Consider the following 16,692-nt stretch of genomic DNA (forward strand, 5'->3'; position numbering starts at 1 on the left):
TTGAGTTATGACGAACTCAATCGCCGGGCCAATCGTCTGGCTCATTATCTGATTGCACGGGGTGTAAGACCAGATAAACGAGTCGCGATTTGTATTGAGCGCAGTCTGGAGATGGTTGTGGGTTTACTGGCTATTCTGAAAGCGGGCGGAGCCTATGTGCCACTCGATCCGGCTTACCCTAGCGAACGACTGGCCTATATGCTGGAAGATTCAGAGCCAGTGCTCATAGTGACCCGGACAACACTGGCTGACAAACTGACCAGCTCCGTACCAACAATTCTGCTCGATAATATACTCGACACCGATCCTTCATTTCTGGCAGAACAACCGGCTGACAATCCGGATACACAGGCACTAGGACTGATGCCGCACCATCTGGCCTATATTATTTATACCTCCGGTTCAACCGGTCTTCCCAAAGGCGTGATGGTTGAACACACCAATATCACTCGCCTGCTGGCGGCGACACAAGCGCGGTTCCGGTTTAATAACAACGATGTCTGGACGCTGTTTCACTCCTTTGCTTTCGATTTTTCAGTGTGGGAATTGTGGGGAGCGCTGGCTTACGGGGGCAAACTCATCGTTGTTCCACTTGAATGTGCCCGATCGCCCCAGATGTTCTATGAGCTGCTTTGCCGGAAGCAAGTCACTATTCTGAACCAGACTCCAAGTGCCTTCCGTCAGTTAATTGCGACTCAGGATATGATGCCGCATGAGCAGCACACACTGCGCTGCATTATATTCGGCGGTGAAGCATTAGAGTTGCACACCCTCGCCCCGTGGGTTGAACGCAATCCTACCGCACAGACCCGTCTGGTGAATATGTATGGCATCACGGAAATTACCGTACATGCGACCTATCGTGAACTGACGGAAGCGGATATTCACGCAAGGCATGGCAGCCTGATTGGGCAGCCTCTGGAGGATTTACGCATCTATATCCTTGATGCTTATGGTCAGCCGGTGCCACTGGGCATTGCAGGCGAACTCTATATTGCAGGAGCAGGTGTTGCCCGTGGCTATCTGAACCGCCCTGAGCTGACTACCGAACGTTTCCTACCCAATCCGTTCGCCGGTAATCCAGATGAGCGCATGTATAAAACCGGGGATGTAGGGTGCTGGTTGCCGGATGGCAATATTGAATATCTTGGCCGCAATGATTTTCAGTACAAGATACGGGGCTTCCGCATTGAGCTGGGGGAAATTGAAGCAAGACTTAAGCAGTGCCACGGTGTACGTGAGGCCGTGGTTCTCCTTCGTGAAGACGAACCAGAAAATAAGCGTCTAATCGCCTACATACTGCCGCAGAATGGTGTTGAACTGGTTCCGGCGGTTCTGCGCCGCCAACTGGCAGAGCATCTGACAGAATATATGCTGCCCAGTGCATTTGTGGTACTTACCGCGTTTCCTCTTACCCCGAATGGCAAACTGGATCGCCGTGCCTTGCCGTTACCTGAACAATCGGCGGTAGTCACGCATGAATATGAACCACCACAAGGAATAGTAGAAACGGCTTTAGCGCAAATCTGGCAGAATTTATTAGGATTAGAACAGGTTGGTCGCCATGACCATTTCTTTGAATTGGGTGGTGACTCCCTGCTGGCTGTCCAGCTGGCGGCCCGTATACGCCGGATCATGGGGCGAGAACTCCCTCTGCAACAGATTTTTAGCCGACCAGTCCTGATGGAGTTAACTCAGGTTATTACTGAAGCAGCGGTATCCACGCAGGCCGTTATCCCTTCGGCTGATCGCAGCCAGCCACTCCCGCTGTCCTTTGCCCAGCAGCGCTTATGGTTCCTGAACCAGCTCGATTCGGCTGCCAGCCGCGCCTACCATATTCCGGTAGCACTGCGCCTGACAGGTCGACTTAACCATCATGTCCTGACCAGTACACTCAATCATCTGGTTGCCCGCCATGAAAGCCTGCGCACTCGGTTTATACTGGTTGAAGGCCAGCCTTACCAGCATATTGATCCTGCTGATACCGGCTTTACCTTGTCCTACCATGAGTTACGCAACTTAGATCCGGCGCTACGTACTGAACGAATTGAAGAGATTACAGCACTTGAAGCTCAGACGAGCTTTGATTTTATCCACGGGCCACTTGTTCGTGGTCATCTGCTGCAACTGACCGATGAAGAGCACCTGTTACTGATCACTCTGCATCATATCATCACTGATGGCTGGTCTATCGGTGTATTCATGCGTGAATTGGATATTATCTATCATGCATTGCTTAACAATCATGATATTTCTTTGTCACCCTTATCCATTCAATACGCCGACTATGCTGTCTGGCAACGTGAATGGTTACAGGAAAACATCTTCACGGCCCAACAAAATTTCTGGCGTATACAACTTAAGAATGCACCGGCACTACTGTCACTCCCGACAGATAGGCCACGTCCGGCAATCCAGTCCTACATTGGCAGTCAGGTGCCTTTCCATCTTGATAACAAGGTGCTGGCATCACTTCAGACACTCGGAAAACGCCACGATACCACCCTTTTTATGACGCTTCTGGCTGGCTGGAGTATCGTGCTGTCGCGGCTGAGTGGTCAGGATGATATCGTCATCGGCACCCCCATCGCCAATCGATCACTCTCTGAGCTTGAAGGATTGATGGGATTTTTTGTTAATACACTGGCTCTGCGGATCAGGCTCGATAATCATTTCTCTGTCGCTGACCTGTTAGCTCAGGTGCGGGAGCAGGCACTGGCTGCTTACGCTCATCAGGATCTGCCTTTTGAGCAAGTCGTTGAAGCCTTACAGCCTGAACGTAGTCTCAGCTATAGCCCCATCTTTCAGGTCATGCTGGCGCTGGATAATACGCCGGTTCAGGATCAGACATCGCATGAGTTGCAAATCACCCGGCTTGAGCAGGCGGGTCATAGTGCCCACTTCGATTTAATGCTGTTACTGGCCGAAAGTGATACAGGTCTGACTGGTGGACTGGAATATGCCGCTGATCTGTTTGATGCCACTACCGTTGAACGCATGGTGGGTTATCTCATCAATGTACTGACAGCAATGGCAGAAGATGAAACACAGGCCATTACGCACCTGCCTATGCTGTCCGCGGCAGAACGGCAGCAGTTGCTGGTGGATTTCAACGCCACTCAAGACACTTTTTCAGAAATAAACAGTCCACAATCCGCCCTAATCCATGAACTGTTTGAACAACAGGTGACACAGACTCCGGCTGCTATCGCTGTCGTTTTCGAACAACAAACCCTGAGCTATGACGCACTTAATCGTCATGCCAACCAACTGGCTCATTATCTGGTTAAGCGGGGAATAAAACCGGATGATCGAATTGCCATTTGCGTCGAGCGCAGCCCCGAAATGATTGTGGGCTTACTGGCTATCCTGAAAGCGGGCGGAGCTTATGTCCCTTTCGATCCGGCTTACCCTGCCGAACGGCTGGCTTATATGCTGGAAGACTCAGCCCCGACAGCCATTCTGACTCAGACAACACTGGCTGGCACGCTACACAGCTCTATACCAATTGTTTTGCTCGACAATATATTCGATATCAGCTCCTCCTCTATGGCAGAACTGCCCGATCACAACCTTGACGCACAGTCACTGGAGCTGACTTCACGCCATCTGGCCTATGTCATCTACACCTCCGGTTCAACCGGTCTGCCGAAAGGTGTGGCAATCGAGCACCGTAATGCCGTCAATCTCCTGAACTGGGCGCGGAAAACATTCAGCCAACAAGAGCTGGCACACACTCTTTTTTCCACGTCACTGAATTTTGATCTATCTGTATACGAATGTTTTACGCCTCTGATTTCTGGCGGTACGGTGCATCTTGTCCCTGATGTGTTATCGCTGATCAATACAAGGTCTATCGCTACAAAACAGAACCTCAGCCTGATCAATACCGTGCCCTCGGCTATCCCGCAACTGATTGAAGCCAATGCGATACCTGCAAATATCGCAACCATCAATCTCGGCGGTGAGGCGCTGAAACCACATATAGTTAAACAGTTATTTGCACACACTAATATCCGGCATATATACGATCTGTATGGCCCTTCAGAAACGACCGTTTATTCAACGTGGACACGTATGGATCGGACAATGGGCTTTCACAACCATATCGGACGCCCGATCGCCAATACCCGGATTTACATCCTTGATTCATCAGCTCAGCTTGTCCCCATAGGCACTGTCGGTGAAATTCACATTGCCGGAGCGGGTGTAGCGCGGGGATATCTGAATCGTCCTGAACTGACGATGGAACGTTTCCCCGCCGATCCTTTCTCCTCAGAACCCGATGCCCGCATGTACAAAACCGGTGATCTCGGTCGCTGGCTGCCTGATGGTAATATCGAATACCTCGGACGTAATGATTTTCAGGTCAAAATTCGCGGCTTCCGCATTGAACTGGGGGAAATTGAAGCACAGCTGATGCAATGTCACGGTGTGAGTGAAGCCGTGGTTATCGCCCGTGAAGATACTTTTAATCAACAGGCTATTGAGGAAAAAACAGGTGAACATAAACGGCTGATCGCCTATTTACGTCCACAGGAAGGTGTTGAACTCTCCCCTGCAGAACTGCGCCAGCAACTCGCTCAACACCTTGCTGAATATATGTTGCCCAGTGCTTTTGTTGTGTTGGAAACCTTCCCGTTAACCCCTAACGGAAAACTTGATCGTCAGGCTCTGCCTGAGCCTGATATTTCGACAGTGATAACCCGCAGTTATCAGGCTCCCATAGGGGAGAAAGAAACCGCACTGGCACGCATCTGGCAGGAGCTGCTGGGATTAGAGCAGGTCAGCCGCCATGACCACTTCTTTGAACTCGGCGGTCATTCGCTGATGATTGTTAGCCTGATTGAACGACTGTACAAATTTGGCTGGAAACTGGATGTTCGCAGTGTGTTCTCAGCGCCTGTCCTGATGATAATGGCTCAGGCGATTGAGGGAGATGCCGATACTTTTGTTGTTCCGCCTAACCTTATCCCGGATGATTGCACAGCCATTACACCGGATATGCTGCCGCTGGTTTCACTTTCACAGGCCGAAATTGATGCGATTGTCGAAGTTACTCCCGGCGGAGCCGGCAATATACAGGATATCTATCCACTGGCACCGTTACAGGAAGGCGTTCTGTTTCACCACCTATTACAGGAACAAGGTGATATTTATTTGCTCCATTGTATGCTCGCTTTCAATACCCGCGCATACCTTGATGATTTCCTGTCCGGTTTTCAGTATGTTATCGACCGCCACGATATTCTGCGTACAGCCGCCTGCTGGCAGGGGCTGGTCAAACCGGTTCAGGTGGTCTGGCGTCAGGCACGGCTGACGATCAATGAGTTCATTCCGTCCACAACAGATGATATTCCCGCTCAGCTCAGAGCGCTCAATAATCCGCGTGAACACCGTCTTAAGCTAAACCATGCACCACTATTTTTGGTAGATATCGCTTATGATCCGGTGCAGGATAACTGGCTGCTGGCACTGCACTTTCATCATATGACCGCTGATCATATGACACTGGAGCTGATTTTCGACGAAATTGCCCTGATACAGCTTATCCAGAAACAACAAGAACAACCTGAAACATTACCCGCTGCTCAGCCTTATCGTAACTTTATCGCCCAGACGTTAAGCGTACCAACATCGGTACACGAGGCCTATTTCCGTGAACAACTTGCTGATATTGACACGCCCACCGCTCCTTTTAGCGTGCTCTCCCTATCGGATGATGAACCTGTTGCTGAAGCGCGCCTCACCTTCGATCCGGTTCTGGCGGAGAATATCCGCCATCAGGCTCGTCGTCTGGGCGTCAGCCCGGGAGTACTGTTTCATGTCGCCTGGGCACAGGTACTGGCACAAACCAGCAGTTGTAATGATGTTGTATTCGGCTCAGTGTTATTAGGCCGATTGCAGAGTGGCAAAGGAACAGCCCGAACACTGGGTATGTTTATCAATACCCTGCCGGTACGGGTTTCCCTGACAGACCAGAGTGTGCTGGATACCGTACAGGCTACCTATCGCAATCTGACTACCTTACTCGAGCACGAACAGGCACCGCTGGCACTGGCACAGCAATGCAGCGGCGTGGCGCAACCAATGCCACTGTTTAGTACTCTACTTAATTATCGCCATACCCGGCTCAATGAAGCTGATATTTTTGAGATGCCCCAGCTGGGTATGCGTATTCTCACGGCGGAGGAGAGGACAAATTACCCAATCACCCTATCCGTGGATGATACGGGAGCAGGGTTCCGTCTGACAGCTCTGGCGGGATCAGGCATTGATCCGGCACGCATTACCACTTATCTGGAAACTGCCCTTCGTGGCTTGACTGAGTCACTGGCTCGCAATCCGCAGCAGCTGATTCAGGAGTTATCCATCCTGCCCGCCACAGAGCGGCAACAAATACTGGTGGATTTTAACTCAGCTCAAGCAACCTTATCGCCAACAGAAGATGCCCAGCCGGGTTTGATCCACCAATTATTTGAAGAGCAGGCCGCACATCGCCCCGACACCATCGCTATAGTGTTTGAAGGTAATTCCTTTAGCTATGGCGAACTGAATCAACGTGCTAACTATCTGGCGCATCATCTGATTGCGCAAGGTGTACGCCCCAATGATCGTGTCGCGATTTGCGTTGAGCGCAGCCCTCTGCTGATTATTGGCTTGCTCGCCATTCTTAAGGCCGGAGGCGCATATTTACCCCTTGATCCGGCTTATCCGACGGAAAGATTGCAGTATATGCTTAGGGATGCTGCTCCCGTCGCCATACTGACTCATACCGCTCATGCGGATAAATTGTCGGAAAACCACATTCTGACTTTATTATTGGATGAACAGGAAACCGGCCTGCCAACACAACAGCTCGATAACCCCACGGTTCACCTGACATCAAAAAATCTGGCCTATGTGATTTACACCTCCGGCTCAACCGGACAACCCAAAGGAGTCATGGTTGAGCATCGTAGTGTGCTTCACCTTATTATCAATAACAGTCTTGTGGATATCGGCCCTGATGACCGTGTTGCTCATTGTGCCAATATTGCGTTTGATGCCTCAACATGGGAAATCTGGTCAGCCCTGCTGAATGGCGGATGTTTACATATCATTCCCCAGACTGTATTGCTGGATCCGGTGCATTTCAGTCATTCACTCATCGAAGGGAAAGTGACCGCGCTTTGGCTGACTGTCGGTCTGTTCAATGCTTACCTTGATATTCTTATGCCGATGTTCGGGCAGCTACGTTACCTGCTGGTCGGTGGTGATGTTCTCGACCCCGGTAAGATCCGGCAGGTATTCTCGTCTGAATCTCAGCCTGCCTATCTGATTAACGGCTATGGCCCGACGGAAACCACCACGTTTGCAGCCACCTATGTAATAACATCCCCCATTGATATCACTCGCTCTATTCCTATCGGCCGCCCATTAACCGATACGCAAATCTATATCCTTGATCCCAAAGGGATGCCTGTTCCTGTTGGTGTTGCCGGCGAAATTTATATTGCCGGAGCCGGTGTTGCCCGTGGTTATTTAAATCTGCCTGAGCTGACTACTGAACGTTTTCTTGAGTGTCCTTTCTCCTCAGAGCCTGATGCGCGCATGTATAAAACAGGGGATCTGGGGCGCTGGCTGTCTGATGGTAATATCGAATACCTCGGACGCAACGATTTTCAGGTCAAAATCCGTGGCTTCCGCATTGAACTGGGGGAAATTGAAGCACAGTTGATGCAGTGTGACGGTGTGCGTGAAGCTGTCGTAATTGCCCGTGAAGACGAATCAAAGCAAAAACAGTTGGTCGCTTATTTGCAGCCACACAATGGCCTATCGTTAATACCCGCTGAACTACGTCATCAACTCTCACAACACCTTGCTGACTATATGCTGCCCAGCGCTTTTGTCATGCTGGAAACTTTCCCGCTGACATCCAATGGTAAACTGGATCGTCAGGCGCTTCCGGTACCTGATCTGACAGCAATAGTGACACGTGGTTATGAAGCACCGATCAGTGAAACGGAAACTGCACTGGCTCAGATTTGGCAAAAATTACTCGGTGTGCAGCAGGTCGGGCGTTATGACCATTTCTTTGAACTGGGGGGACATTCCCTGCTGGCGGTTCAGTTTGTCGCATACGTTCGTCAGGAACTGGCAAAAAACCTGTCATTAAAACAACTCTTTGACCAGCCAGTTCTGGCTGAGTTGGCACAACTGCTCACTGAAACTACAACTATTAGCCAAATCGAGATCCCTGTTGCTGACAGAAACCAGCCACTGCCACTCTCTTTTGCACAACAACGGTTATGGTTCCTGGCACAAATCGATCAGGCCGCCAGTCTGGCCTATCATATTCCCGTTACATTACATCTCAGCGGGCAACTCAGTCACCACGCACTGAGTCAGGCACTGAATAATCTGGTGGCTCGGCAAGAAAGCCTGCGTACCTGCTTTATCTCTGTAGCAGGTCATCCCTGCCAATACATTGATCAGGCTGATACCGGTTTCGCGCTGTCTTACCATGATCTACGCCCGTTAGCGCCTGAAGAACGAACTGACCGTATTACTGAATTGACCGCTCTTGAAACCCGGACGCCATTTGATTTCACACAGGGGCCACTGGTTCGTGGTCACTTGCTGCAACTGGCTGATGAAGAACATATCTTTCTGCTCACCCAACACCATATGATTTCCGATGGCTGGTCTGTCGGTGTGCTAATGCGTGAGCTAAGCGTTCTCTATCATGCGGCTCTTGAAAATCAGGCCAACCCGTTACTGCCATTACCTATTCAGTATGCCGATTATGCCGTCTGGCAACGTGGCTGGTTGCAGGAATCGGCTCTGACTGCACAACGTGATTTCTGGTCTTCCCGGCTTAAAGATGCTCCGGCTTTATTAACTCTGCCGACTGACAGACCCCGCCCGACGGTGCAGTCGTTCGTCGGCGGTCGAGTTCCTGTTTATTTTGATGCCGAACTACTGGCTTCACTGAAGAAACTGGGGCAGCGCCATAACAATACCCTGTTTATGACCCTGCTGGCGGCATGGAGTATTGTCCTCGCCCGGCTGAGTGGGCAGGATGATATTGTCATCGGTACACCGGTTGCCAACCGGCCTCACCATACACTGGAAGGATTAATCGGCTTTTTTGTCAATACATTAGCCCTGCGTACCAGAATAAGCGATTCCGACAGTGTTGCTGACCTACTGGTTCAGATCCGTGAACAGATGCTGGATGACTATGCCAATCAGGATCTGCCTTTTGAACAGGTGGTGGAAGCGTTACAGCCGGAACGTGATCTCAGTTACAGCCCGATATTTCAGGTGATGCTGGCTTTAAACAACACTCCTGCTCAGGCATTAAACCTGCCCGATATCCGCTGTACACTAATAGAACAGACAGACCCCAGCGCGCATTTTGATTTAACCCTGTCTCTGACCGAAAACGAAAATGGTCTGACAGGTGAACTGACTTATGCCGTAGATTTGTTCGATTCCGCAACCATTGAGCGCATGACTGGCTATTTAGTCAATGTGCTCACAGCAATGGTCACTGATGATACGCAATGTATTGCCACTCTGCCTATGCTACCCGCATCGGAGCGGCATCAATTACTGGTAGATTTCAATGCTATCCGGAGTGATTCACCACAGCCCGGCTTCACACCAGATGCACTTATCCACCAGCTGTTTGAAACTCAGGTATCGCAGTGCCCTGATGCTATTGCCGTGGTTTATGAAAACCAGACGCTGAGTTATCACGAACTGAACCAGCGAGCCAATCAGCTGGCTCATCATTTACTGGCGCTGGGAGTACGTCCGGATGATCGGGTTGCCCTTTGTGCTGAACGCAGCCCGGATATGGTCATCGGTCTGATTGCCACACTGAAAGCCGGTGGGGCTTATGTTCCCCTCGATCCGGCTTATCCGGCGGAACGGCTTAACTTTATGCTGGAAGATGCCGCTCCGGTTGTTTTGCTAACCACCACTGAGTTGGCAGACCAGCTTACCAGTACATTACCGACTATTTTACTCAATCACCCTGAACAGTTTCCGACAACACAACGAACGGATAACCCGGATGCTCAGGTATTGGGGCTGACACCCCATCATCTGGCTTACATTATTTATACCTCCGGTTCAACGGGTCAGCCGAAAGGCGTGATGGTTGAGCATCATAGCCTATGTAATCTGGTAACCACCCAACAAAATGTCCTTGCCCTCACGCCTGTGAGTCGGGTTCTGCAATTTGCTTCCGGCAGTTTTGATGCCTCTGTCTGGGAATGCGCTATGGCGCTACTGACGGGAGCCAGCCTCTATCTGGCAAAACGTGCCGACCTTCTACCCGGTGCGATCCTGTCAGATTATCTGGAAACCCATGCTATCAGCCATGTACTCCTGTCACCTACTGCGCTGACGGCAATGGATTCTCTGCCCGATACCCTTCAGACATTACTGGTCGGCGGGGAAGCCTGTCCAGCGGGTTTAGTCAAACGCTGGTCAGCGGGACGGCAGATGCTCAATGCCTACGGGCCGACGGAAATTACCGTTTGTGCAACGCTTTATCCGTGTGATAGTCAGGAAAACACACCGCCGCCGATTGGTCGTCCCATTACCAATACACAGGTTTATATTCTTGACGCCAATGCTCAACCTGTTCCTGTGGGGGTCACCGGAGAGATTTATATCGCTGGTGCCGGCGTTGCCCGTGGTTATCTGAACCGACCTGAACTAACAGCCGAACGTTTCCTGCTCGATCTATTTTCTTCTGAGCCAAATGCGCGTATGTACAAAACGGGGGATCTGGGTCGCTGGCGTTCTGACGGCAATATCGAATATCTCGGTCGCAATGATTCTCAGGTCAAATTACGCGGTTTTCGTATCGAACTGGGGGAAATTGAAGCCAGACTGGCCCAGTGTCATGGTGTACGCGAAGCTGTGGTTCTGATCCGGGAAGACGAACACAGTCAGAAACGGCTGGTTGCCTACCTGAAACCGGAAGAAGGCACTGAACTGGTTCCGGCTGAACTACGTCAGCAACTGGCTCAGCACCTCGCTGACTATATGCTGCCCAGTGCTTTTATTATCCTTGATACATTCCCGCTGACGCCCAATGGCAAACTGGATCGTCAGGCACTACCTGCGCCTGATCTGTCCGCTCTGGCAATACAGGGCTATAAAGCCCCCGTTGGCGAAATAGAAATAACGCTGGCTCAAATCTGGCAACAACTACTAGGTCTGGAACAGGTCAGCCGTTATGACAACTTCTTTGCGCTGGGCGGGCATTCACTGCTGATTGTCAGTCTGATTGCAGAACTGCATAACCACGGCTGGCGGCTTGATGTCCGCCATGTGTTCGCTACGCCTGTGCTTACCGATATGGCACAAGCCGCTCAGCGTGATGCAGAGTTTTTTGTCGTCCCACCTAACCTTATTCCAAATGGCTGTCAGGCTATTACACCGGATATGTTGCCGCTGGTTTCACTGTCCCAGTCAGAGATTGACGCTATCACTGCCAGTGTTTCTGACGGAGCGGGTAATGTGCAGGATATCTATCCGCTGGCACCATTACAGGAAGGCATTCTGTTCCATCATCTGTTACAGACACAGGGTGACGACTATTTATTACATACCCTTATTGCCTTTGATACCCGAACTCACCTTGATAGTTTCCTGAGCGCCATGCAGCAGGTAATCGACCGTCACGATATTCTGCGCACCTCGGTTTACTGGCAGGATCTGGCACAGCCCGTTCAGGTGGTATGGCGTCAGGCACCGTTATGTATCAAGGAATTTACGCCAGAAACAGAAGACGATATATCGGCCCAATTACGCACTCACACCGATCCGCGCTGGCACCGCATTGACCTGACTCGTGCGCCCCTGTTCACGGCTGATATTGCACACGATACGGCACAAAATGAGTGGTTACTGGCACTGCGTTTCCATCATCTGGTCAGTGACCATATGACACTCGATCTGATCTTCGCCGAAATTGTCCGGATACGGCAGGAGAATGCAGATGCACTGCCTGTTTCAGTGCCCTATCGCAATTTTATCGCCCAAACGTTGAATGTACCGGTTTCAGTACACGAAGATTATTTCCGCGAGCAACTGGCAGATATTGACGAACCTACGGCACCCTTTAATGTGCTTAAAATGCCGAAGATCAGCGCCTTACCTGATCATCGTCAATTGCGGGATAGCAGCAATCCCGTCGCCAAAGCCCGTATTTTACTGGATAACGATCTGGCAAACACTATCCGTTCTCAGGCACGTCGTCTGGGCGTCACTCCCGGCGTCCTGTTCCATGTTGCCTGGGCACAGGTGCTGGCACACACCAGCGGTCGTGATGATGTGGTTTTTGGCTCCGTGCTGCTGGGTCGTTTGCAGGGCATCACCGGGGCAGAGCAAATGCTGGGAATGTTTGTTAATACTCTGCCAATCCGCATTTCTCTGGCCGGTCGTCGTGTGCAGGAAACCGTGCTGGACACCTATCACCGTCTGACCGCGCTATTAGAACACGAGCAGGCTCCGCTGGCGCTGGCACAACAGTGCAGTGGTGTGGCACAGCCGATGCCGTTGTTCGGTGCCTTACTGAATTATCGCCATAGTCAGATGACTCAGGCTGAAATGGATACCATCTGGGCGGGTATGCGTGTGGTCGCAGCCGAAGAGCGAACTAACTACCCCATTACCCTGTCCGTGGATGACTTAGGTGACGGTTTTCAGCTCACAGCGCTGACTGTGACTGAAATTTCACCTGATCAGGTCACAAGCTATCTGATAACTGCGATTCAAGGGCTGGTTGAAGCTTTAATTGATCATCCTCAGCAACCGATTCTGGATATTCCGATTTTATCGGGATCAGAGCGGCAACGGCTGTTGGTGGAGTTTAATGCTCCTGAAACGCAAAGCGCATTCCCGGAAAATGCGCTAATTCACCAGTTAGTCGAAATTCAGGCATTACAGCGTCCTGATGCTATTGCCGTCACCTATGAAAATCAGACGCTGAGCTATCGTGAACTGAATCAGCGAGCCAATCGTCTGGCACATCACCTGCTGACACTCGGCATACGCCCGGATGATCGGGTCGCTATTTGTATTGAACGCTGTCCGGAAATGATTATTGGGTTGCTGGCCATTCTCAAAGCCGGTGGCGCTTATCTGCCACTTGATCCTAACTATCCGGCTGAGCGGCTTAACTTTATGCTTGAGGATGCTTCCCCGGTTGCCTTACTGACACAGGCTCAGTGGCATGAAAAACTGAACAGCGCCTTACCTGTTATCTTGTTGGACGATAAGTCAGACAGTTCCGCATCGTTCCCAACGCGTAACCCTGACATTCAGGCTTCAGGGCTGACATCACGCCATCTGGCCTATGTTATTTATACCTCCGGTTCAACCGGTCAGCCGAAAGGTGTCATGGTTGAACACTGGAATGTCATTTCCCTGCTTATCAATAACGGCTTTGCTGATATCGGGCCGGATGACTGCATTGCCCATTGTGCCAACGTCTCATTTGATGCGGCGACATGGGAGGTTTGGGCTGCGCTGACACATGGCGCACGACTTCTGCTAATCCCAGAAAAAGTACTGTTACAACCTGACCAATTCGCGCAATCTCTGTCAGCAGAGAAAGTCAGTGCACTGTTCCTGACTACGGCGCTGTTTAATCAGTATGTCAGCCTGATTGCTCCTGCGTTATCGGATCTGCGTTACCTCCTGTTCGGCGGTGAGCAGGCCAACGCCCATACCGCCATTCGTTTCCGGGCGGAATATCCTGTGCAGCATTTGCTGCATGCCTATGGGCCTACAGAAGCCACAACAATTGCCACTGTTTATGAAATGCCGCTCATGCCAGAAAAAACCGGTGAAGGTGAAATCAAAATTCCGATTGGTCGCCCTATCGGTAACCGGAGAATCTATATTCTGGACAAACAGGCTCAACCTGTTCCTGTCGGAGTTTCCGGTGAGATCTATATCGCCGGTGCAGGCATTGCCCGTGGTTATCTGAATCGCCCGGAACTGAACGCAGAGCGTTTTCTGCCCGATCCGTTCTCTTCAGAACCTGATGCACGTATGTACAAGTCCGGGGATTTGGGGCGCTGGTTACCGGACGGTAATATCGAATACCTCGGTCGCAATGACTTTCAGGTCAAACTGCGAGGCTTTCGTATCGAACTGGGGGAAATCGAAGCCAGACTGGTACAGTGCGATGGGGTACGTGAGGCGGTAGTTCTGATACGGGAGGACGAACCCAATCAGAAGCGGATAGTAGCCTATCTGCGACCAGAGGAAGACACTGAACTCGAGCCAGCAGAACTACGTCGCCAGCTTGCTCAGCATCTTACTGATTATATGCTGCCCGGTGCGTTTATTATGCTGGAAACTTTCCCGCTGACCCCTAATGGCAAATTAGATCGTCAGGCACTTCCTGCACCGGATTCATCGGCAGTAGCAACCCGTGACTATGCAGCGCCTGTCGGTGAAACGGAAATCACATTAGCCCGGATCTGGCAGGATCTGCTGGGACTGGAGCAAATCGGGCGCTATGACCATTTCTTTGAACTGGGCGGGCATTCACTGCTGGCTATTCAGCTTACAGCCCGTATCCGTCAGGTACTGAAGCGAGAATTACCGTTGCAACAGCTATTTGATCAACCACGGCTGATGGATTTAGCTCAGGAACTGACTGATGTTGCAACAACCTCTCAAATGACAATACCAGTCGCTGACCGTAGCCAGCCGCTGCCGCTTTCCTTTGCTCAACAAAGATTGTGGTTCTTAGACCGACTCGATCCGGCTGCCAGTCTGGCTTACCATATTCCACTGGTATTGCGTCTGAGCGGAGAACTCAGTCACCATGCCCTGCGCCAAACATTCGACAATCTGGTCGCCCGACATGAGATCCTGCGTACCCGTTTTGTACTGGTGGCAGGCCAGCCCCGCCAGCAAATTGCAACGGCTGACAGCAGATTTGCGCTGTCTTATCAGGATCTGCGCACATTAACTGCCGATGAACAAACCCAGCGAATTACAGAAATTGCTACCACCGAAACCGGAATACCGTTTGATTTTACTCAGGGTTCACTGATCCGTGGTCAATTACTGCAACTGGCTGATGATGAACATGTATTACTGATCACCCAGCACCATATTATTTCCGATGGCTGGTCTGTCGGTGTGCTAATACGTGAGCTGAGCATTCTCTATCGGGCTGCTCTTGAAAATCAGGAAAACCCGTTACTACCCCTACCCATTCAGTATGCCGATTATGCGGTCTGGCAGCGTGACAATCTGCATGAAGCCGCGCTTAACAGACAACGGGAGTTCTGGTGTCACCAGCTCCGCGATGCGCCTGCTTTGCTGACACTTCCGACAGACCGGCCTCGTCCCGCATCACAAACTTTTACCGGAGGAAGAGTTCCCGTTCATTTTAATGCGGAATTACTGGCTTCGCTGAAAACACTCGGACAACGCCATAACAACACCCTGTTTATGACCCTGCTGACAGCATGGAGTATCGTGCTGGCGCGGCTGAGCGGGCAGGATGATATTGTCATCGGTACACCGGTTGCCAACCGTCAGCATCGCGAACTGGAAGAGCTGATCGGCTTCTTTGTGAATACGCTGGCCCTGCGTGTCAGGCTGAATGGTTCTGCCAGTGTGGCCGATTTGTTCAGACAGATTCGGGAACAGACACTGGCGGCCTATGCCAATCAGGATCTGCCCTTCGAGCAAGTAGTGGAAGCGTTACAACCTGAGCGCAGCCTGAGTTACAGCCCGATATTTCAGGTTATGCTCGCGTTAAATAACACACCAGCACAGACACTGACATTACCGGATTTACAATTAACGGTGATGGAACCGATACACCACAGTGCCCACTTCGATTTAACCCTGTCATTAACCGAAACCGATGCAGGTCTGACAGGCGAGCTGACCTATGCCAGTGCGTTATTTGATGCAGCAACCATTGAACGAATGGTGGGTTATCTCACCAATGTACTGAACGCAATGGTGGCAGATGAATCACAACTGGCTGCCACTGTACCTATGTTATCGCAATCAGAGCGGCAACAATTGCTGATGGATTTCAATGCGCATCAGGCTGATTTCCCCGATAATGCGTTGCTCCACCAGCTGTTTGAGGCTCAGGCAGACCAATCTCCTGATGCAGTTGCCGTGGTATTTGAAGGGCAGACACTCAGCTATGGTGAACTCAACCAACGTGCCAATTATCTGGCTCATCAGCTGATTACGCAGGGTGTACGTCCGGACGATCGGGTAGCAATTTGTGTCGAACGGAGTCTGGAAATGGTGGTCGGTCTGCTGGCTATCCTCAAGGCCGGAGGAGCCTATATCCCGCTTGACCCTGCTTATCCTGCCGAACGGCTGGCCTATATGCTGGAGGATTCAAATCCGGTGGTCATAGTGACTCAGGCAACACTGGCCGAAAAACTCATCAGTCCCCTGCCTGTAGTTATGTTGGATAATGTTATGCTGGATAATTTATTATCCGGTGGCTTATTACCCGATCATGAACAGTTCGGGAACCCGGATGTACAAAAATCAGCGCTGAACCCCCATCATCTGGCGTATGTGATTTATACCTCCGGCTCTACCGGTAAACCTAAAGGCGTGATGGTTGAACACGCCAATGTCACCCGCCTGCTGGCAGCGACACAGGCGCGGTTCCGGTTT

1 protein-coding gene and 1 pseudogene (1 of these 2 running past the window's edge) are annotated in these 16,692 nt (G+C 51.1%); both read left to right on the plus strand.

Annotated features, from left to right (window positions below; translation table 11 throughout):
- Positions 1-4,920 (plus strand): annotated as a pseudogene (locus AACX38_RS20760) (amino acid adenylation domain-containing protein); the annotation flags it as partial.
- On the plus strand, positions 4,918-16,692 hold the 5' portion of the coding sequence (locus tag AACX38_RS08860) for an amino acid adenylation domain-containing protein (protein WP_445327111.1). Its footprint extends 4,647 nt past the window's final position; the window shows 11,775 of its 16,422 coding nt (coding positions 1-11,775); its start codon is at positions 4,918-4,920; its stop codon lies off the right edge, out of view. The pseudogene AACX38_RS20760 and the gene AACX38_RS08860, both read left to right, overlap by 3 nt.

The organism is Xenorhabdus sp. PB30.3 (assembly GCF_963895965.1).
In the GTDB taxonomy this organism is placed as follows: domain Bacteria; phylum Pseudomonadota; class Gammaproteobacteria; order Enterobacterales; family Enterobacteriaceae; genus Xenorhabdus; species Xenorhabdus stockiae.